The sequence below is a fragment of the Pseudoalteromonas agarivorans genome, from assembly GCF_024518735.1.
In the GTDB taxonomy this organism is placed as follows: domain Bacteria; phylum Pseudomonadota; class Gammaproteobacteria; order Enterobacterales; family Alteromonadaceae; genus Pseudoalteromonas; species Pseudoalteromonas atlantica.
This window is the reverse complement of sequence record NZ_JANIGJ010000001.1, coordinates 904,795-926,901: the sequence shown is the minus strand read 5'-3', so window position 1 is coordinate 926,901 and position 22,107 is coordinate 904,795. Positions and strand designations below refer to the sequence as shown.

Genomic DNA, 22,107 nt, shown 5'->3' with positions numbered 1-22,107 from the left:
GCAGTATGTTAGATGCATTTTTAATTGCGCTACAAACTATTCTTACCCCCACACACTTAATGTATTTATGCGGCGGCGTTTTTTTAGGCTTGCTGATTGGTATTTTTCCGGGTTTAGGCGGTATAGCGGGTTTATCGTTATTATTGCCATTTTTATATGGTATGGACCCAATTTCAGCGCTTGCTATGCTTATTGGCCTAGTGGCGGTTATTCCAACCTCTGACACCTTCACCTCTGTATTAATGGGTATTCCAGGCTCCAGTGGCTCACAAGCCACAGTGCTTGACGGCTTCCCACTGTCTAAAAAGGGTCAAGCAGCGCGTGCGCTTTCAGCAGCGTTTGCTTCGTCATTATTTGGTGGCCTTTTTGGCGCCATTATTTTAACGCTGTTTGTACTGATTGCTCGCCCCGTTATTTTAGCGTTTGGCTCGGCCGAATTATTTATGCTTACTTTGCTAGGTTTAAGCATGGTGGGCGTATTGGCCGGTAATAGCCTAGTAAAAGGCTTAAGCGCATGTGGCTTAGGTTTATGTTTAGGCTCACTTGGCGGTGCTCCTGCAACCGGTGAATACCGCATGGTATTTGATAACGGTTACCTTATGGATGGTATTCCGTTAGTGGTTGTTGGTTTAGGTATATTTGCATTACCTGAGATTATCGATTTATTGCGTCAAAACCGCTCTATTTCAGAAGCTTCTGAGCTGGGTAGTGGATGGTTTGAAGGCGTAAAAGATGTTGTTAAAAATAAATGGCTAGCTACGCGCTGTGCTGCCATTGGCTGTGTTGTTGGCGCACTACCTGGTCTAGGTGGCAGCGTAGTTGATTGGATCTCTTATGGTCATGCGGTACAAACCTCTAAAGACACCGAAAACTTTGGTAAAGGCGACATACGCGGTGTTATTGCCCCTGAGTCATCAAATAATGCCAAAGAAGGCGGTGGCTTAATCCCGACCTTATTATTTGGTATTCCAGGGTCTGGCAGCATGGCTGTATTTTTAGGTGGCATGGTATTAATTGGCTTAGAGCCAGGCCCTGCGATGATCACCACTGACCTTGATGTTACTTACACCATTGTATGGTCACTGGCACTTGCTAATGTAATTGGCGCGGGCGCGTGTTTACTAATTTCTAAATGGGTAGCAAAGGTAACAACTATTCCTTACACGCTCATGGCACCATTTATGGTTATGGTAATCTTTTTTGCGGCGTTTCAGGCAACCCGTGATTTAGGTGATTTAGTCGCACTTATTGGTATTGGTATTTTAGGCGTATTAATGAAGCGCTTTGGATGGCCACGACCGGCATTTTTAATTGGCTTTGTACTAGCAAGCGGCATGGAAACTTACCTTTATCAAGCTATTCAGTTTGACGGCATAGAGTTTTTATTAAAACCGGGTGTGATTATTATTGGTGCATTAACCGCGCTTTCTATTTTCTTTGCAGCACGCCACTCTATTAAGGCTGCTAAAAAAGAAAAAGCCAATAAAAACACAGCTAATGCTGAGGTAAAACCAACTAACCTTAAACCACAAATCGCATTTTCTGGCTTTGTTTGTTTAGTGTTTGCATACGGTTTGTATGACTCGTTCCAACGCACATTCTTAGGTGGAGTATTTCCTGCCGTGGTGTGCTCGTTCATGTTAATACTCTCTGCGGTTGTGCTGATCAAGCTGCTGCTTAATAAAGTAGACGATGCTGTAAATTACGATAATGAGGTCTCTGCGGGGTATGTAAACGACTCAAGCGTGACTGGCCTTTGGCATTATGTATTTTGGCTGTGTGGCTTATTAGCTGGGTGTTTTTTACTGGGCTATGTGATTTCGATAGCGTTGTTTTTCATAATATTTTTACTTGTAAAAGCACGTATATCAATTGCTAGAACATTAACACTGACAGTGTGTGCGTTAGCATTTTTACTCACTTTATCGCACTTTATGGTATTAGATTTACCAAGCGGTTACCTACAAGAAGTGGCAAGCTTTACGCAGCTGTAAACGCCGCCGTGCTATGCAAAACAAGCAGCGCTTAGCACGGTTTACATTGGCTCTAAAAGGCACTGGCTTAAGAAGGATATAATTATGATTTCACCTAAGCTTATTTTAATGCCGCTTTCTACAAGTGGGCATGTAACAGAGCGCTTAAAAGGGGGCTTAGCCGTTGCTAAGTATTTTAATGCGCACCTTGATGTTTATCACACGCACTTAGACCCAAAACGCTTTTTGCCAACAGGGCAGCTTGGCTTACCAACTAAATTGGTAAAAGAGTTAGACTCTGTAGCAGGGCGCTTTGCAACAACCGAATCGGCAAATTTAAAAACCGAATTTGTTAGTTTATGTGCCCAGCAGCAAGTTAAATACACTGACGACAGCGCAGAGCATCCCACGCACCCAAGCGCTTCATGGCATATTAATATAGGTGTGCGCAGCGAAATAATTGCAGAGCAAGGCAAAGTTGCTGATTTAATTATTATTCCGCAGTCTAAAAGTGGTAAATCAACCTCGACCTTTGAGGCATCGGTAATGCGAAGTGGTAAACCTATATTACTGGTACCACGGCAAATGACCCACTTTGATATAAAAACAGTGGTGATTGGTTGGAACGCCAGCACCGAGGTATCGCGTGCGCTCACTTACAGTTTACCGCTTCTAAAACAAGCTCAAAAGGTTGTTATTTGCACCAGCGCAAGCAGCGCCGATAAAATGCCAAACGGCCATGAAGTGGTTAAATATTTAGCTCAGCACGATATTAAAAGTGAGTTTGTAACATTTAATAATGGCAGGCAATCGACCGCTAAAGCGTTTATGTCGGTAGCGCAAATGCATAACGCTGATCTAGTGGTGATGGGCGCATTTACTCACAGGCGAATCCATGAGCAAATTTTTGGTGGTATGACTAACTACATGCTAGCAAACACCACCTTGCCAATACTTATGGCGCGATAACACTTAAAGCTTAAAAACTAAATTTTACCCAAAAGCCGATATTTACGTTCAATATCGGCTTTTTATTAAAGCTCAATGTGATAAAACTAACCATTACAATAATAAAAATTAATGGGTAGCAGCCTATGTATACGCTTTCGCAGTGGCAAACAAACGGGCAGTTTATTGATATAAATGCCCAGCAAATTTTTACTAAAACAGCGGGGGGTGCTAATAACCCCGCACTCCTTTTGATACACGGCTTTCCAAGTGCAAGCTGGGACTGGGAGGGTATGTGGGATGAGCTCAAAAAACACTACTTTTTAATTACACTTGATATGCTGGGTTTTGGTCTTTCGGATAAACCAATAAATGCGGCTTATAACATTACAGAGCAAGCTGATTTATACACGCAACTTTTAAAGCGTTTAAATATTACCAGTGTACACCTATTAGCCCATGATTATGGTGATACCGTGGCTCAAGAGCTATTAGCAAGGCAAGTTGCTGCTCAAAGCGACATACGCATACACAGTGTATGTTTTTTAAATGGCGGGTTATTTCCACACATTCATAAACCTTTATTTATCCAAAAGCTGCTACTTTCAAAACTTGGTTGGCTAGTACCTAAGCTAATGAGCAAACAAAAGTTTGCTAAAAATTTAATCACTATTTTTGGCAAAAACACGCCACCAGCCCCTATGGTAATTGATACCCTTTGGGCGTTGTTAATTTATAACAAGGGTTTACGTGTAATGCCCAAGCTAATTAAATATATTACACAGCGAAAACAAAACGAACAGCGCTGGGTTGGGGCAATGATTAATAGCGATATACCGGTTACGTTTATTGCAGGTGAGCAAGACCCAATATCGGGTAAACACATGCTTGAGCACTATAAAAAAACAATACCTAATGCGCGCGTACAAGGGTTTGGTGAGCTTGGGCACTACCCACAAATAGAAGATGCCAAGGCTATAACTGAGGCTTATTTAAATTTTAGAAAGCAGATATAAAAAACGCGGCTATTTTAGGCCGCGTTTATAAACTAAATAACGTGATGCTGGCTACTTAGTACTTTCTTTTTTTAGGGATTTTTAACTGGCTTTCAAATTCATCAGGAAAAAGCACCGTGCCGTCGTCCTCTTCGGTAGGGAACACCGCAATAAGTAGGTCGTCTTCTTCAAGGCCAGGTGTCCAGCGGCTAAACCAATCTTTAGTCGGAATGGCTTTTGGTGTACAGCCTTCCCATTCGCCCGTGGCCCAAGCTTGTGCAAAATCGCGGGTTGGCCACACTGGTACACAGTCGTCATCTTCGTTGGCAAGCATTACGCAGCCATCATCATCGTTTAAAATCCATACTTGTTTGTACTGTTGTACGGTTTCAAACATAAAAGCGAGTCGTTTTTTTGCCCCTAGCCCTAAAATTACGGTTTGTTCTTCAGTCGCATTTGCAGTTGTCATAATTGGCTCACTCTTTATTGCTTCAAATTTGAATCTTACTGTTACAAGTATATCGAGTTATGTGACAGTGTGTTGAAAAATTATTATTTAACCTGAACTCTGGATAATAAATCTATTTCTAGCAGCTATTTTAAGTGCTAACTGCGTTGAATTTACTTGCAATAGGCTAGCTATGGACGCGTAAATTCGCCTTGTTTTTACTGAAAATCTCTGGCTAGAGATAAAATAAGCTTAACTATCATCATGATAAAATATGTTAGTAAATCTCTTAACCAGAGTTCAGGTTATTTAATTTTGTATTTCAGATCTGTTTTGGTACTCCCTGAGTATATTTTGAGCGAGCATTCAAAATTACCCTTGAATGTTGTTAAAAAGGCCGCATCTCATATGCATACTCTTAATGAAGGATTTAACAATGACCACAGATTTACTGGCCCCGTATACATTAAACGACTCACTTGAACTTAAAAATCGCGTTTTTATGGCGCCTTTAACCCGTTGTATGGCTGATGATAATTTAGTACCCACGCAAGATATGGTCGAATATTATGCGCGCCGTGCCGATGCCGGCTTAATTATTAGCGAAGCCACTATTATTCGCCCAGATGCACAAGGCTACCCAAATACACCGGGGTTATTTACCAGCGAGCAAATTCAAGGCTGGAAAAAAGTAACCGACGCCGTACATGCAAACGGCGGTAAAATGTTTGCACAGCTTTGGCATGTTGGCCGTGTTGCTCACCCCCACTTTTTTGACGGCGAAGTATTAGCGCCATCGGCAATTGGTGTTGAAGGCTCTGTACCACGTATGCGTGAACTGACGTACATTACGCCAAAAGCGGCCACTAAAGAGGATATTAATTCACTGATAGCCGACTTTGCTAAAGCGGCCGAAAACGCCATTGAAGCTGGTTTTGATGGTGTAGAAATTCATGGCGCAAATGGTTATTTAATTGATCAGTTTTTACATTACGCTGCAAATGAGCGCACAGATGAATATGGCCAAACACCTGAAAATATGGCGCGTTTTGCAATAGAAGTGACCGATGCGGTTGTTAATGCAGTAGGTAATGAGCGTACGGCAATTAGGTTATCGCCAGGTGCTTATTTTAATATGGAAGAAGATAAGCGTGATAAAGCGGTATTTGATTATTTATTAGCGCAGCTAGATGACAAAAAACTGGCTTACATTCATGGCGGTATTTTTGATGACAGCACTCAATTTGACTCCTTAGAAGGTAAAACAACCTCGCAGTATTTGCGCGCTAACACTAAAACCAGCCTTGTAGGGGTAGGTAGCTATAGTTTTGATGATGCAAAACAAGCAATAAATAATGGCCAGTTTGATTTAATTGCGATTGGTCGTCCATTTATTGCTAATCCAGATTACATTAGTAAAGTGGCTAATAATGAAGAACTTGTTGCTTATAGTGACGAGATGTTAGCTAAACTATTCTAATGAATTAGTATTTACATATAAATCAGCCTAGGTTTTTGTACTTAGGCTGACTTACAAATGACATAACAAAGCCATAAAAACCCCACATTTTTTTAACACCCCTGTAAATAAACTTCATTTTTGTCGTCATAATTCGAAATCATACTGTGCCCGCTTTCATAATTACTTTAGATAATTAAAACCAAACGGGATCACAATGTACGCTTTAACTAATAAATCGATTTTGAGCATGGCAATTGCTATGGCTGTATCAACGTCAGCTTATGCAAATGACAACGAAATAGAAGAAATAACCGTTACTGCAAAACCAACCAGTTACGCAAATAATGTGATTGAGCCTGCAATGCTTGATCAACAAACAACGGTTTCGAGTGTGTTATCGGTTATCGATAACTTACCTGGCATTAGCATAAACGAAGGCGATGCATTTGGTGGCGATGACTGGTCTACCACAATTACTATGCGTGGTTTTAGTATTGACTCAAACCAACAGCAATTAGGGATGACCGTTGATGGTATTCCTAACGGTGGCTCAAACTATGGTGGTGGCGCTAAAGCAAACCGTTACCTAGACACTGAAAATTTAGCCACTGTAGAAGTAGGCCAAGGCACCTCAGATATTAAATCGGCATCGCTTGAGGCACTAGGCGGTACATTTAACTTTGTAAGTAAAGCGCCAAGCCTTGATAGCAGCACCACGTTTGCTTACACCTCGGGTAGTCATGATGCGACCCGCTTTTACGTTAAGCACGAAACGGGTACTTTATTTGATAATACACAAGCGTATGTAAGTTACTCGCAAACTGATACTAGCCGCTGGATTGGCTCGGGTAGCAACGGCGGAAAAGATAATCAACACGCAGAGCTTAAATTTGTAACAACGCTTGCTGATTTAACAATTACAGGGCGTTTATCTTACGATGATGTAAGCGAGACTAACTACAACAGTGTAAGTCTTGCGCAATTTGAACAAACGCCAGAGTGGGATCAGTTAACGTGGAACTGGACAGGCGTTCCACATTACGACCAAATGTTTGCTGAGGGCTGGGGTACACTGCGTGAAAATACACTAGCGTATTTAAAGTTTGAGTATGCGCTTTCGCCAACATCGCTTATTACAGTGAGCCCTTATTATCATAAAAACTCGGGCCGTGGCGATTGGATCCCACCGTATTTAACAACTCCAGTAGATGAAAACGGCAATCCAACTACAGAGGGCGGCACTAACGCAGGCTCTTACGGTTTTGTAGATAGCGCAGGTAACGCACTGGCACCAAACGAAGGATGTACGGCAAGTTTAAGCTGGCCGTGGGAGTCGGGCCCTGGTTTAAATCCAGCATGTTACGATGATACGGCAATACCTGTAATGTCGTATCGTCATACGCATTACAAAAAAGACCGCTTAGGGGTTACTGCTAACTACCAAGCTACGTTTGGCATGCACGACATAGAAGCCGGTTTTTGGTATGAGCAAAGCGACCGTGACGAGTCTCGCGATTGGCACAAAGTAATTAATGCCAGCATTTACCATCACTTTGATAGCACGCCATACTGGACCCAGTATAAAAACACCTTTGAGACCGACACCCTTAAATGGTACGCGCAGGATTCAATGGCCCTTGGCGATTTCACGCTTAACGTGGGTGTTAAAAAGTACCTTGTTGATATTGAAAAGTACGACCATTATCAAAATGCCACAACCGCTAAAGTTAATAGCGACTCTGATGTGTTATTTAGTGGTGGTATTTTGTATCAGCTAAATAACTCAACAGAGCTATTTACCAGCTACAGCGAAAACTTTGCTGCTATTAAAGACGGTGTGCTTGAGCGCGACAGCTCTGATTTATCAGCCATTGAAGCTGAAACCGCTGAAAACATCGATTTAGGTGTACGTTATCAAAATAACGCGCTAAATCTCACCGCAACAGCGTATTCAATTGAATTTGATAACCGTATTACGTTCATTGCCCCAGGTAGTGACACTGGCGGTATTGATTACACCATAGGTACAAATGGCTCTTACTTAAACGTAGGGGGTATTGAATCGCAAGGTTTAGAGCTGTCGGCAAGTTACATGCTAAGCCCACAATGGAGTGTATATAGCTCGTACACGAATAATGACTCAGAGTACAAAGGCGATGCACCCGGGTTTGAAGCCGGTGAAAAAGTAATAGACTCAGTAGATGACTTATTTGTGCTATCGACCGATTACTTTAGCGGTGATTTCCGCTTTGGTTTATCGGCTAAATACACAGGTGAGCGTGGCGAAGTTGATGGCTATACCGTGGTTGATTTAAACGCAGGTTACGCAACCGATATAAACGCAGGGCCATTTAAAGCTATTGATGTTGCCTTTGTTGTTTATAACGTTACCGATAAAAGCTATTTAGCGGGTGGTACGGGTAATGGCAGCACTTACTTTATTGGTGCGCCACGTACAGCAGCACTGACGTTATCGGCTACGTTTTAATAGCCATAATGTACAGTAAATAATTAAAAGCCCATCTTTGATGGGCTTTTTGTTAAAGGTACACAGTTATTATGAACTCAATTATAAAAGCCACGGTATTTAGCATCATTGTATTAATCAGCAATACCGCAAGCGCAGCGCAAAATGTAGTGCTAGTGACCCTTGATGGTGTGCGCTGGCAAGAGGTGTTTAGCGGCGCAGATAAAAACCTCATTAATAATGCCGATTTTGTTAAAAACCCAACGCAATTAAATAAGCAATTTTGGGCGCCTACCGCCAATAAGCGCCAGCAATTACTCATGCCATTTTTAACGCAACATGTGGCTAAAAAGGGTGTAATTGTTGGTGATAGAGCAAAAGGCTCTAATATGTCGGTGAGCAACCCTTGGTATTTTTCATACCCTGGGTATAACGAAATTCTCACCGGCGAAGTAGATGAAAAAATTAATAGCAACAATAAAGTATTAAACGCGAATAAAACCATTTTAGAGCGCCTAGATGAGCGTGCAGACTTTAAAGGCAAAACCGCTTTGTTTGGGAGTTGGGATGTATTTCCTTACATTGTGAATACACAGCGTAGTAACGTGTATGTGAATGCGGGTTTTATGCCCATAGAAAACGATTTATTTGCCGATGCTAAGCTTTTAAACGCATTGCAAAATGAAATTCCAAGCCCATGGGAAAACGTACGCTTAGACAGTTTTACTTACCGATTTGCTAAAGCGTATATGCTGGCAAAAACGCCGCGCTTGCTAGTTATTAGCTTAGGTGAAACCGATGACTTTGCGCACGATGGCCATTACGACCAGTATTTAAAATCTGCAAGGCAAAACGATGCGTTTATAAAAGACTTATGGAGCACAATTCAAACTACACCGGGCTATAAAAACAATACAACGCTTATTGTTACCACCGACCACGGCCGCGGAAGCAGTGCAAGTGACTGGCAACACCATAGCTCTAAACGTGCATTGGCTGAGCTGCATTTAGCGGGTAATAAATTTCCTGAGGGCATTGTCGGCTCTGAGCATATTTGGCTTGCTGCCATTGGTCCTGCAATAAAAGGGCACGGTTTAATTACAACACAAAATGAGCTTAAACAGGCGCAGGTTGCAGCCACTGTTTTAAGCGCATTGGGTATAAACCCAAAACACCTAAATTCAAACATGGCATCGCCAATAAGTGAGATTTTAAAATGAAGCAGTTAGTAAAACCTATTACACACGCCGTATTAGCATTAGGGTTAGCGTTCAGCGCAAACGCTATGGCAGCAGCCCCTTCAAAAATTTTATTTGGCTCGTGTGGGCATCAAGATAAAGACATCCCAATATTTGACACCATTAATAAAGAGCAGGGCGATTTATTTATATTTTTAGGTGACAATATTTACGGCGACACCAACGATATGACGGTACTTGCCAATAAATACCAAAAATTAGGTGCAAAACCAGGCTTTAAAACACTAAAAGCGAATACGCCAATCATTGCGATGTGGGACGATCACGACTTTGGTCAAAACGATATTGGAAAAGACTACCCACATAAAGAGCAATCTCGCCAAATTATGCTCGATTTTTGGGGCGAGCCTAAAAGCTCACCCAGACGCACCCGCACGGATGGCATTTACACGTCGTATATGTATGGTGAGGATGAGCAAACAGTACACGTAATAATGCCCGATTTACGTTGGAACCGTGATGCGCTTAACCACGTAAGCGAGCTTGAATATTACACTAAGCGTAAGCTTAATAACCAAGGCCCGTATAGTCCAACAGAGGTGAAAGGCGCGTCTATGCTAGGTGAGGCGCAGTGGCAATGGCTTGAGCAAGAGCTTAAAAAGCCTGCGGCTATAAAGCTAATTGCCTCAAGCTTGCAGTTATTACCCGATTTTACAGGGTGGGAGTCGTGGGCTAATTTCCCAGAGGATCGTAACCGTTTATTTGCGTTAATTAAAAAGTATCAAGTGAATGGGGTTATTATCATCAGTGGCGATACGCACTGGGGCGAAATATCAAAGTATCAACAAAACCTCGATTACCCTTTAATAGAAATGACCAGCTCAGGCCTCACTGAAAAGTGGAAAGACGTAAGCCCCAATAAACACCGTGTAGGTGATTACACCCACAATGTGAATTACGGCGATTTAAGCATAGATTGGCAACAAGCAGATCCGGCCATCTCACTTAAGCTTAAAGGGATAGATGGTAAAGTGATTATGCAAAGCGCATTTAGCTTATCAAGCATTAGCCCTTATAAATAAAATGACCTGACAAATAAAACGCACAGTGATTAAAATTAACGCTGTGCGTTTAAACTCCATGCTAACCCGCTGATTTATTAGTGCCAATTTGCTGATTGCGCTACCCCTATAAATGAAAATATCTTAAACTGGTTTTACTTCAAGTAAGGACTCCAGTTGTATGCTCAATATTATTCAATCAAACCGTATGGAAGCGCTGCAGGCTCAGTTTAATCAACTATTAAAAGTAAACCCGTTGCAAAGCCCATTCGATAAAGAAGTGGTATTAGTGCAGTCGCCGGGTATGTCGCAGTGGCTTAAAATTGGTTTAAGCGAAAACCTAGGGTTAGCCGCGCAGGTCGATTTTCCGCTGCCATCGAGCTTTATATGGCAGTTGTATCAGCAGTTACTGCCCAATGTACCTAAAGAGTCGGCATTTAATAAGCCTAACCTTGCTTGGAAATTATTTGCAATACTGCCCAGCTGTATTGATGAACCGCTTTATTTGCCCTTAAAAACCTATTTAGAGGGCGACCTAGATGGGCAAAAAACCTTTGCCCTGTGTGAAAAAATTGCCGATGTGTACGACCAATATTTAATGTACCGCCCGCATTGGATTGCCACTTGGGATAGCGGCAAAGACGAACTTGACGATGTTGATGTAAGCATTGCTCCGTGGCAAAGCGATTTATGGCGAAAGCTGGTGGCGCACAGTAAAGCGCTTGGGCAAAGCCAATTTCATCGTGCCAATATGCAAGGGCAGCTACTCGATGCCCTTGAGAATATGGATAATAGCTTATTACCTAAGCGCATTAGTTTATTTGGTATATCGGCGATTGCGAGCTCGCAGCTTGAGGTGTTTGAAGCCCTGAGCAAAAAAACAGAGGTGTTTTTATTCTTTTTTAATCCTAGCGAGCATTATTGGGGCGATGTGGTTGATGAAAAAACAGCAGCCAAAATAAATGCCAAATACGCCAAAATGCCGCTTTTAGAAGCGCAGCAAAAAAAACAAACTAACCCTGATGAAGAATACTACTTTATAGGTAATCCGCTTTTATCGTCATGGGGAAAACTAGGGCGCGATTATTTTGAGCAACTCGTACAACTTGATGCGCGTTGGATTGATGGCTTTATAGATGCGTTTGACGATAGCTTACTGGGTCAAATTCAAAGCGAGATTTACCAACTTGCATTTAAAGGTGAGTCGCTTACCGATAATAAGCAATGGTTTATAAATGATGAGGGCAAATTGCCCATTAGCGACAGCGACACCAGCATTACTTTAAGCGATTGCCACACACCGCTTAGAGAAGTTGAGCGCTTGCACGACTATTTACTTACTTTGTTTAATCAAAACCCGTCGCTCACTCCTAAAGACATTATTGTAATGATGCCTGATGTAGGTACGTACAGCCCGTATATTGAAGCGGTATTTGGCGGCGCGCAAAACACCAGTCGCTTTATTCCTTATGCATTGGCCGATTTAGCCATAGAGCAAGAAAAACCGGTGCTGAGCTCGTTTGCCAGCTTAGCCAATTTGCCGTTTTCGCGTTTTGGTGTCTCGGATATACTTGATTTACTGCAAGTAACACAAATTGCCGAAAAATTTGCGCTAGAGGCGCACGAGTACGAACAAATTCAATATTGGCTTGAGCGTGTAGGGGTTAAATGGGGTATAAATGCGGAGCACAAAAGCAGCTTTGATTTACCCGCAATAGATTTAAATACCTGGCAGCATGGTTTAAACCGTTTACTGCTAGGCATAGCCCAGCGCGATGAGCAATGCCCGTTTAACGGCATTTACAGTGCTGATGAAGTAGAGGGCATGGCGCTTGATACCCTTAATAAACTGGTGCATTTTATTGATGTACTGCAGCGCTTTAAAGATGAGCTAACACCTGATGATACCCTTAGCAATAAAGCGGATATTTTATCTGAGCTAATAAATGCTATTTATTACAATGAGGGCGAAGACAGCTGGGATTTACTGGTACTGCAAAATGTTTTAGAGGAGCTTAAAAAGCACCACGATAATGGCGATTACGATAAACATGTATCGCAACGAATTGTAAGCTACCTGATAAAACAAGGCATTCAGGAAAAAGGGGTAGGACAGCGCTTTTTAGTGGGGCAAGTTAACTTTTGTACACTAATGCCTATGCGCGCCGTGCCGTTTAAAGTGGTGTGTATGCTTGGTTTAAACGATGCCGATTACCCACGTACGGTGCAGCCAATAGGGTTTGACTTAGTGCCGTATTCTAAAAAACAAAAAGGTGACCGTTCACGTAAATTAGATGACCGCTACTTATTTTTAGAAGCCCTCCTGAGTGCCCGCGAAAATTTATACATAAGTTACATTGGCCGCTCGTGTTTTGACAATCAACCACGTATGCCCTCGACCTTAGTAAGCGAGCTTTTAGAGTACATAGGCCGCAGCTTTACGTTAGCAAATAACAGCGAAAAAACGCTGCCTGGGTGTTTGATTAATCAACAGCACTTGCAGCCTTTTAATCGAGCGTATTACACAGCAGACAGTGAAGCTGATGAACAGCTGAGTAATCACAGTTTTAATCCTATATGGCTACCAAGCGAGCGCATAGACGCGCAGCCGCTAACAGCCATTGATGTAACAGCGCCCGCGCAATTAGAGCTTGATGTATTTATTCGCAGTGTGTGCAACGCACAAGAGAGCTTTTACCAGCAAACATTAGGGTTACGCCTTCCTGAATTTAACGAAGTAGCAAAAGATGAAGAGCCTTTTAGCCTAGATGCGCTGCGCCGCTACTTTTATTTAGACGAAATACTGCAAGCCAACATTAATGAGCAACCTTTAAGTACAGAGCAAATATTGCAACGGGGGGAGCTGCCACAAGCCAATGTGGGCAATTTAGTGTATGAGAGCATGGCGCACCGAGTAGATGCACTAGCCGGGCAAGTAAAAGAGCATATTAAAAGCGGCAAAACCGACCCGCTTGAGGTGTCTTTGCGCATAGAGAACACCACCATTGAGGGCTGGCTTAATCATATTTACCTTCAAAAACAAGTGTTTTACCGAAGTGCCAGTATAAAGGCCAAAGATTTAATTAAAGGCTTTATTTATCATCTTGTTGCACAAAGTATGGAGCAAAATGTTGAAACCCTTTTACTGGGGCTCGATAAGCAAATTAGCTTTGCACCACTGAGTAAAAATGAGGCCGATGCCTTACTCAATGATTGGTTTTCGTTATACCAAGCCTTGCGCAAAGAGCCTGTGGCATTTTATCCGGTAAGTGGCTATGAATACGTTAAAAGTGGTGGCGATATTGGTAAAGCCATTAGCAAGTTTAACCCACAATACATAGGGCGCGGCGAGGGCGAAAACCCGTATATTCGTTTAACGGTGCAATCGCTCAATGACTGCCAAGAAGAATTTATTAAGTGGAGCGAAAAATTACTCTCCCCATTACATGCACATGCAAAGGAGAGTGACCATGCAAGCGCTTAATCCGCTAACAATGCCGTTAAAAGGGCAAAGTTTAATAGAAGCCAGTGCGGGTACAGGTAAAACCTACACCATTACCGGGCTTTATTTACGTTATTTATTAGGCTTGCAAATACCAGGGGAGATAAACACCCCGTTAAGCGTTGAGCAAATATTGGTGGTGACATTTACCGATGCTGCAACGCAAGAAATTAAAGACCGCGTACGCAGCCGTATTATTGCTGCGCGCGATGCATTACTTGGCCAAAACCCAAATGATGAATTAATAGAAGGTGTAATAGCCGCAGTAGATGATAAACATCGCGCCTTTGATTTACTCGATGCCGCCGCTAAATCTATGGACGAAGCCGCTATATTTACCATTCATGGTTTTTGCCAACGTATGTTAAAGCAGCATGCGTTTGAATCAGGCGTTGCTTTTAATCTTGAATTTATTCTAGATGAGCGCGACATTCTGCTCGACACAATTAAGGATTTTTGGCGCGCCTTTGTATACCCACTTAATAAAGAACGCACGGATGCTATTTTAGAGGTGTTTGCAGCCCCTGAATCGCTATTTAGCCAAGTTAGTAGTGTGCTAAATAAAGCCAATGCGAACATAGTGCCGCAAATAAACTTAGATGACGTATTTAAAGCTCGCGATGAGTACATTGCTAAAGTACCCGCTTTTAAAAAAGCAGTGCTGGAGCAAGAGTTTATAGCCGCAATAAAGGGCTCGGGTTTAAGTGGCTCTAAAACACCTGGGCGAAAAGGCAGTTTAACGGCCCTTGAAGGATTTTGTTTAGGCGATGAGTTATTTTTTGAATTTGGCACCAATAAATACTCGTTTGAGGTGTGGAGCAGCGAAAACCTAAGTGATGCCAGTAATTATAAAAAAAATCAGCCATTATTTAGCCACCCTCTGCTTAGCTTGTTTGATGAGCTTAGTGCACTTAATACTAAAATTAATCAGGGCCTTAAAATTGCCGTTGTACAAACCGCAGCTCGGTGGGTTAAACAGGCAATTGTAAAACGCAAGCAAGAGCAAAGTGTGATCACCCCTGATGATTTACTGACTAATTTACACAGTGCTTTAAATGCCGAGCAGGGCGAGGCTTTATCGCAAAAAATAGCGCAGCTATTTCCTGTTGCCATGATTGATGAGTTTCAAGATACCGATCCGATTCAGTACGGAATTTTTAGCAAAATATACGGCCAAGAAAAAACGACGCTTGCCATGATAGGCGACCCAAAACAGGCTATTTATGGCTTTAGGGGCGCTGATATTTTTACCTATATTGGCGCAAAAGAGTCGGTGGAGCCTGAGCAGCAATTTACTTTAGGTACTAATTTTCGCTCAAGCACCGATATAGTAAGCAGTGTAAACAGCTTGTTTTCTAAACATGCCAATAGCTTTATTTATAACGATGCCATACCGTTTAACGCAGTAGCAGCAAAAGGCAAAAAAGCCGATGAAACATTTACAATAGATGACAAACCTGCCACCGCGTTTGAATTTAATGTATTTGTAGATGAAGCTGCAGATGAAAAAAACAAACCCACCAGTAAAGGCGTTGGGCAAGGGCATTTGGCCAGCTATTTTGCTAATAAAATAGTGACACTGCTTGAGCAAGCCGAGCAAGGGCGAGCGTGCATTGGTAAGCATAAGGTGACCGCTGCCGATATTTGTATATTGGTGCGCGACCGTGTAGAAGCGCAAATAATGAAAAAAGCACTGAGCAATGCCAATATTGCTAGCGTGTATTTATCGCGCGACAGTGTTTTTAGCCAAGAGCTTAGCCACCATTTACTTAATTTTTTAACGGCATTGCATGGGCAATACAACGAGTCATTACTGCGCGGCGTATTAGCAGGGCCATTATTTTGTTTAAGCTACAACGAAATTTACGCCCTTGCTGATGATGAAAATAAATGGCAAGAGCACTTAAACTTTTTTGCTCAACTTAGCCATATTTGGAACAAGCAGGGCGCAATGGCCATGCTTGAGCGTTTGTTAAGTCATAATCAGCTGAGCGCTAAGTGGCAAGGGCTTGGCTATAACGTTGAGCGCTGGTTAACCGACTTTAGACACTTAGGTGAAATACTGCAGCAAAAGCAAATAGAGCTAGAAGGCACTTTGCGCTTGCTACGTTGGTTTGCACAAAAAGTAAGCCAGCAAGATGGCGAAACCGTGCAAGTACGCCTAGAGAGTGACGCCAACTTAGTTAAAATTGTGACTATGCATGCCTCAAAAGGGCTCGAGTATCCGCTGGTATTTATGCCTTTTGCCAGTGGCTATCGCGAAACTAAAGAAGCGCTGTATCATCAAAACGGCCAGCTAGTTTACGATTTAAGTAAAAACGAAGACGCCTTAGCACAAGCCGAGCAAGAACGCCTAGCTGAAGACTTACGCTTACTTTATGTTGCCCTTACCCGCGCGGTACATTTTTGTGCACTTGGGGTGTATAACATAGGGCAAGGGCAAAGTAGTCGCTTGGCTATACAAAGTAGTGCATTAGGGCATGTGTTATTTGAAGGGCTTGAGCTTACAAGTAGCCAAACGTGGCGCACCCATTTAAGTGAATTTTGCGACGCTCACACCGAAATGCATTATCAGCAATTTACGGCTGAGCAATTGGCCGAACAAGGCCAATTAACACTCAATAGCGCAGTGCAGCAAAGCCAAGCGTTAAGAGTTAATACGGTTACAGCCAACATAGAGCGAGATTGGCGAGCAACCAGCTTTAGCGCGCTGAGCTTTAAAAAGCACACCGATCATATTGAGCCTGGGCGCAGCGATGAAGATCATGAAAAAGATGAATTTGCTAACAGCCAAGATGAAATACCATCGCCTTACAGTTTTCCCAAGGGGGCGAAGCCCGGAAGCTGTTTGCATGAAATATTTGAGCAAATAGACTTTACCAGTGCGCAAGTACACCCTACAAATCCAGAGCAAAATTTAGCAGAGGTAGTTAAACATGCGCTGGATAAATACCATATTAGCGAAAGCTGGCAACACGTGACCGAGCAGTGGGTGCTTGATTCGTTAACCTGCCCCTTAAACAATGAGGGATTAAGCTTAAGTCAATTAGCCCCGACAGACTGCCTAGTCGAAATGGAATTTAATTTACCTTTAGATAGTTTAAGCGCGCCTAAATTAAACGAAATACTGGTTAAGCACTTTGGTTTTACCCAAAGCAAACTCGAGTTTTCTCATGTAAAAGGCCTGTTAAAGGGATTTATAGATTTAATTTTTTGCTATCAAGGGAAGTATTATATTTTAGATTATAAGTCTAATTACTTAGGCAATACGCCCGCTGACTATGAAAGCGACCTGCTAGAGCAAGCCATGAATAGCCATCAGTATCATTTACAGTATTTAATTTATAGCGTTGCGCTGCACCGATTACTCAAACAACGCATCAGTGATTATGCAATAGAAACCCACTTAGGCGGGGTTTATTATACTTTTTTACGCGGCATGCCGGCGGGCAAAGGGGTGTATTTTAATAAGCTTAGCACAGAGCAAATCACTATATTAGATGGCTTATTTAGCCAAGGAGCCATGTTATGAGTGACTACCCTATGCAGCAAAGCTTGTTTGATGAGCCGCCAGCACCTGCCCAACCGTTAAATACGGTGGAGCTGCTTGACTACTTATTAGATGAAAAACGCATAAGAATGGTAGATGTAAAGCTTGCCTTAATGCTGTGCGATAACCAGCAAAACGACGTGTTTTATATTGTGTTATTGCTGTGTTTAGCACAGCAAAGCCAGCATAGCTGTTTAACATTAAAAGAAGTCGACTGGCAAAACCCGTTTAATTTACGCCAAAGCGACTTTACTAAAACCGAGGGCAATGTACCAAATATTACATCGCCTTTTAACGAAGCCTTTAACTACCTCGATGCGCTTAGCTGTTTAAGTGCCCATAACAGTGTAGGCGAGGCCAAACCCTTACAGTTATTTAACGAACGGCTTTATTTTGCGCGCCTAGCTGATTATGAGCACACCTTAGCTACACGTTTACTTGCGATGAGTGAGCGCCATTTAAATATAAATACCCAGTTACTCAGCCAATTATTAAATGACTACTTTGTTGATAATTCAGCACTGGCGATTGATTGGCAAAAAGTAGCCTGCGCTATTGCCGCAACAAAAGGCTTTAGCGTTATTACGGGCGGGCCAGGGACAGGTAAAACCACCACCGTGACTAAGCTATTAGCTATTTTACAGTCGCTTTATAAAAGTGCACCTTTAAGCATAAAGCTGGTGGCGCCTACAGGTAAAGCGGCAGCCCGTTTAAGTGAATCAATTTTAGGTGCAAAAGAGCAACTTAAAATTATTCCTGAGGATATAAAGGCCTTAATTCCCGATAGCGCGCAAACTATTCACCGGCTTTTAGGGGTTAAACCCTTTACTAATAAATTTAAGCATAACAGCACCAACCCGCTGCATTTAGATGTACTTATTATTGATGAAGCCAGCATGGTTGATTTATCACTCATGGCTAAATTAATAGAAGCACTGCCTGCGCATGCGCGTTTAATATTGCTTGGCGATAAAGACCAACTTGCCTCGGTAGATACCGGCAGTGTAATGAGTGATTTATGCCAAGGGTTAGCATTGGGTGAAACGCCTAATTACTCGCAAGCACGATGTGATGAGCTCAATGCTTTATGTTTTAAAGGAGAGGCTAAATTAGCGGCGCCTGGACATAGCGAATTTAAACTAGCTGATTGCATTGCGTTTTTGCAACACAGCTACCGGTTTGATGCACAAAGTGGCATTGGCCAGCTTGCACTGGCGGTTAATACTAACCATAACGGTATTTTAAAATACGTAGAGCAGCAAAGCACACAAGGCCAATTTAACGATGTTATTTTAGATTATGACTTTGTTGCAAAACCCATAGAAAAATTAATAAACAGTGCTGCTAAGCATTACGCTCATTATTTAAATTTAATCGCCCAAGGGGCAAGTGTTGCAGATGTTCACGCGGCGTTTTCTCAATATCAATTATTAGCGGCCGTGCGTGAGGGTGATTACGGCGTAAATAGCTTAAACAGCCGCATTGAGCGCGCACTTGTGCAGCAAGGGTTAATATCGGTAAGCCCAAACCAGCGCCATTACAGTGGTATGCCCATTATGGTGAGCCAAAACGATTATCAACTTAAGTTGTTTAATGGGGATATTGGTATTTTAATGCCCGATGAAAGCGGGCAGTTAAAAGCATTATTTATTGATGAGCAAAACACGGTACGGGCGTTTTCACCCGCGCGCCTGCCTGCTCACGATAAAGTGTATGTAATGACCATACATAAATCGCAGGGCTCGGAGTTTAGTTATACAGCTATGGTTTTACCGCCGCTTAAACACGCCAGTATGGGCGTAAATAGGCAGCTGGTGTACACAGGCATAACACGTGCTAAAAACACCTTTGAGCTGGTGGCCGATAAAAAAGTACTGCAATTGGCCATGAGCAAAAGCGTATCAAGAGCCTCAGGATTGTATGAGCGTTTAAAATACTAATACCTGTTTATATTTATAGGTTGGACTAATTACTAAAAACCTAACGTATTTTTATGCGTTAGGTTTTTTTGCTTTAGTACTGACTAATTACTAGGTATGTGTAAATAATACTATATATTGCAATTATTTAAATTTAAGTAATTGAATATACAGTCAATATAGGTTTAACAGAATTTAAATGATAATAAATTGTTGCATTTTTGAGCGTTGTTCCTAATACTGGTCAATGCATGTGCGCCTGCACATGTGTAAATGAATACCTTAAGTACATAGGCATAAAAATAAAACACTGAACACATTAAGGATTTATATGAACAACTCTAAACGAACACACACACTTAAATATCTACTTTTTGCCAGCGCTGCGTTTTTAATGAGCTTTTCTGCACTGAGTAAAGAGCACAAAATTATACTGATCCACGGCTTGCAGGTATCGCAAATAACCAATAAGTCGGGCAGCGATGTAATTAACGACGGTGAAACCTATTGGCAAACCTATTGGAATAACCGTGCTGATGAACGTATTGATTGGCCTGCCTATGAGCGCATTGAAGGTAAAATTGCGACCGATTGGGTATGGCCTAAATTAAAGCAAATATCGCGTTCTAACTTATGTGCTGATGGCTGTGTGCTAGTAACGCATTCAACAGGCGATTTAGTTGCTCGCCATATTATTGATAACCAAGCTAATTGGCTTGAAAATGCAGGGCTTACGCCACTTAATATTGTGGCGACCTTTGATTTAGCGGGAGCAGGGGGCGGCAGCGAGCTTGCCGATATTGCCGTAAGTGCTTTAACTGGCGCAGCATGGAACTTTGCAGTGGATGCTGCACTCAAATGGTGGTTAGGCAGCGATGTGACAGAAGCGGTGGGCGTATTACACGATTTAAAAGTAAATAACGCACGCAAAATTTCGCCGTTTCCAGATGCGCGTACGCCGCGTTTACGTTTTGTAGCCGATGGTAATGAGTACCTAGGTCTAACGGGCGGGTTTTTAAAAGGTAATGATGATTCGGTGGTGGCATCGCATTCATCGTGTGGAGCAAGCGCGGCTAAATCGTTTGGCAGTTGTAGTAGCAGTATTGATACTAACGGCCAGTTAAAATCACAAGGCGATGCCGTTAATAGCTTTATGCCGTACCATTATCCAATGATGATGAGCGACAGTTACAGCCACAACGAGATCCATAATGCGCAGCGCAAAGGGAATGTCACAATTGCCATGAACAATATAAATGTAGATGGTCAAAATGTTGGCTTTAACACATTTGATAAAACAACGGGTACTTGGTTTTGGAAAAAACACTACCGCTATATTAAGGATTCAAACACGCAAAGCGCCTCGGCACTTATTTATAACGTGATCCCTTAATAAGTACCTAAATTTTATAAACGCGTTAGGTATTAAACGCTAGAGCGTGTAGTTATTTGCTGCACGCTTTGAAAGGATTGATGCAACATGAAAAAGTTTTACATTGGCGCCGCTGTAGTCAGTATTGCGATGTTTTTACTGTGGTTTACAAATAAAAATGAAGTTAAAACGCTTGAGCCTCCCGCTGCACTGGCAATAAAAAACAAGACAGATCCAGCAAGCCCAGATAAAAACACCGTAATAACCATTGATGTGCCAAAACAAAAACAGGCAAAAAGCCCACCCAAAATACATTATGATCAGCACTTGGCCAGTGCCGCAGAGCATGTGGCAATGCAATACCAAAGCGCACTAAAATACCCGCCTTATTCGCAGCCTTTAAGCGCACTTGATGAAGACCGTTTAAAGCCCAATCAGTTTTACCCAGTTACAAGCCCCATTGACGATGCGGGTAATGCCCTCGTTGTTAGTTTAGATAAATATCGGTTTGTATACCCGCAAGAAATAACCGTTCATATTGCTGCGCAAAACCTAGCAGAGGTAAATGTAGCGCTAAGCAATACCGATACTAAAGCGTCAATCAGTTCAAAAACCAGCACAGCTCAGCAGGGTGAAGCCACGGTGCGCTTTAAAGCCAGTGAAGACTACCCGCGAAATTTACAGCTATTTGTAGAGGCAAATGTTGCAGGTAAAAAGGTGCCAGCAGTTGCGCAAATACAGTATATGCCACCCAGTGCGACGCTTATTGATTTTGATAATGCCTATGCACAAAACGAAAACATGATAGCCACAGCCCATTTAAAAGTGCTTAAAAGTGGCTTATATAGAATTAGAGCTAATTTATACAGTGATACGACCCCACTTGCACATTTGGTGACTAAAAAGAAACTTTCACAAGGCAGTCAAACGGTGGATTTAAAGGCGCATTGGTCGGTATTACCACAAGGGGTGGCTAACATGCGTTTAAGTGACTTTGTGATAGAGCGCATGTCGCCAAGCCCAGGTGAGCGTAATAGTTTTGGTAGCAGTGACATTACTGAGTTTGAAATTACAGATTTTGCCTACGATAGTTTGCAACAGTTGCCTTATCAAGCAAACGAGCAAGAGCGAATGAGTTTAGAGTTTTTAAAAGGGTTAGCTGATAAAGGCGCTTAGCAGGATTAATGAGTATAAAAAAGGGGCGAGTAGCC

The 22,107-nt window shown here is 42.3% G+C and carries 13 protein-coding genes; 12 read left to right on the top strand and 1 reads right to left on the bottom strand.

The genetic code is table 11. The features are described from left to right. The first annotated feature begins 5 nt into the window (after nucleotides 1-5). The 3 genes from NQT65_RS04040 (at nucleotide 6) to NQT65_RS04030 (ending at nucleotide 3,937) form a co-directional block, all read left to right on the top strand. Entirely contained in the window at nucleotides 6-1,994 is a 1,989-nt protein-coding gene (locus NQT65_RS04040; RefSeq protein ID WP_126006571.1) for a tripartite tricarboxylate transporter permease, read from the top strand. An 84-nt stretch (nucleotides 1,995-2,078) separates the two neighbouring features. Then, nucleotides 2,079-2,942 carry a universal stress protein gene (locus NQT65_RS04035; protein WP_096739791.1) on the top strand — a complete coding sequence of 288 codons (864 nt, stop codon included), beginning with the start codon at nucleotides 2,079-2,081 and terminating at the stop codon, nucleotides 2,940-2,942. Nucleotides 2,943-3,067: 125 nt separating this feature from the next. After that, the gene (locus NQT65_RS04030) at nucleotides 3,068-3,937 is read left to right on the top strand and encodes an alpha/beta fold hydrolase (protein ID WP_256850566.1); all 870 of its coding nucleotides are present in this window, start codon (nucleotides 3,068-3,070) and stop codon (nucleotides 3,935-3,937) included. 55 nt (nucleotides 3,938-3,992) lie between these two features. Here the strand turns inward: NQT65_RS04030 and NQT65_RS04025 are convergent, their stop codons facing one another. After that, on the bottom strand, nucleotides 3,993-4,385 hold the full coding sequence (locus tag NQT65_RS04025; RefSeq protein WP_004588808.1) for a DUF2750 domain-containing protein: 393 nt from the start codon (nucleotides 4,383-4,385) through the stop codon (nucleotides 3,993-3,995). A gap of 415 nt (nucleotides 4,386-4,800) precedes the next feature. Between NQT65_RS04025 and NQT65_RS04020 the strand changes: the two genes are divergently transcribed. The 9 genes from NQT65_RS04020 (at nucleotide 4,801) to NQT65_RS03980 (ending at nucleotide 22,072) form a co-directional block, all read left to right on the top strand. Then, entirely contained in the window at nucleotides 4,801-5,844 is a 1,044-nt protein-coding gene (locus NQT65_RS04020; RefSeq protein WP_024032573.1) for an alkene reductase, read from the top strand. Between the two features lie 196 nt (nucleotides 5,845-6,040). Next, the gene (locus tag NQT65_RS04015; RefSeq protein ID WP_055255334.1) at nucleotides 6,041-8,314 is read left to right on the top strand and encodes a TonB-dependent receptor domain-containing protein; all 2,274 of its coding nucleotides are present in this window, start codon (nucleotides 6,041-6,043) and stop codon (nucleotides 8,312-8,314) included. Between the two features lie 71 nt (nucleotides 8,315-8,385). Beyond that, entirely contained in the window at nucleotides 8,386-9,513 is a 1,128-nt protein-coding gene (locus NQT65_RS04010; protein ID WP_256850565.1) for an alkaline phosphatase family protein, read from the top strand. Then, a complete protein-coding gene (locus NQT65_RS04005; RefSeq protein WP_256850564.1) occupies nucleotides 9,510-10,574 on the top strand; it encodes an alkaline phosphatase D family protein in 1,065 nt (354 codons plus the stop codon). The genes NQT65_RS04010 and NQT65_RS04005 overlap by 4 nt, the downstream gene beginning before the upstream one ends. Before the next feature lie 160 nt (nucleotides 10,575-10,734). Further along, the gene (gene recC / locus NQT65_RS04000) at nucleotides 10,735-14,037 is read left to right on the top strand and encodes an exodeoxyribonuclease V subunit gamma (protein ID WP_256850563.1); all 3,303 of its coding nucleotides are present in this window, start codon (nucleotides 10,735-10,737) and stop codon (nucleotides 14,035-14,037) included. Beyond that, nucleotides 14,024-17,587 (top strand): exodeoxyribonuclease V subunit beta, encoded by a 3,564-nt coding sequence (gene recB, locus NQT65_RS03995; protein ID WP_256850562.1) that lies wholly within the window; start codon nucleotides 14,024-14,026, stop codon nucleotides 17,585-17,587. The genes recC and recB overlap by 14 nt, the downstream gene beginning before the upstream one ends. Further along, nucleotides 17,584-19,545, top strand: coding sequence for an exodeoxyribonuclease V subunit alpha (gene recD / locus NQT65_RS03990; RefSeq protein WP_256850561.1), 1,962 nt, complete (start codon nucleotides 17,584-17,586; stop codon nucleotides 19,543-19,545). Before recB ends, recD begins: the two co-directional genes overlap by 4 nt. 310 nt (nucleotides 19,546-19,855) lie before the next feature. After that, entirely contained in the window at nucleotides 19,856-20,917 is a 1,062-nt protein-coding gene (locus tag NQT65_RS03985; protein WP_256850560.1) for a hypothetical protein, read from the top strand. Between the two features lie 87 nt (nucleotides 20,918-21,004). After that, nucleotides 21,005-22,072, top strand: coding sequence for a hypothetical protein (locus tag NQT65_RS03980; RefSeq protein ID WP_256850559.1), 1,068 nt, complete (start codon nucleotides 21,005-21,007; stop codon nucleotides 22,070-22,072). Nucleotides 22,073-22,107 lie beyond the last annotated feature (35 nt).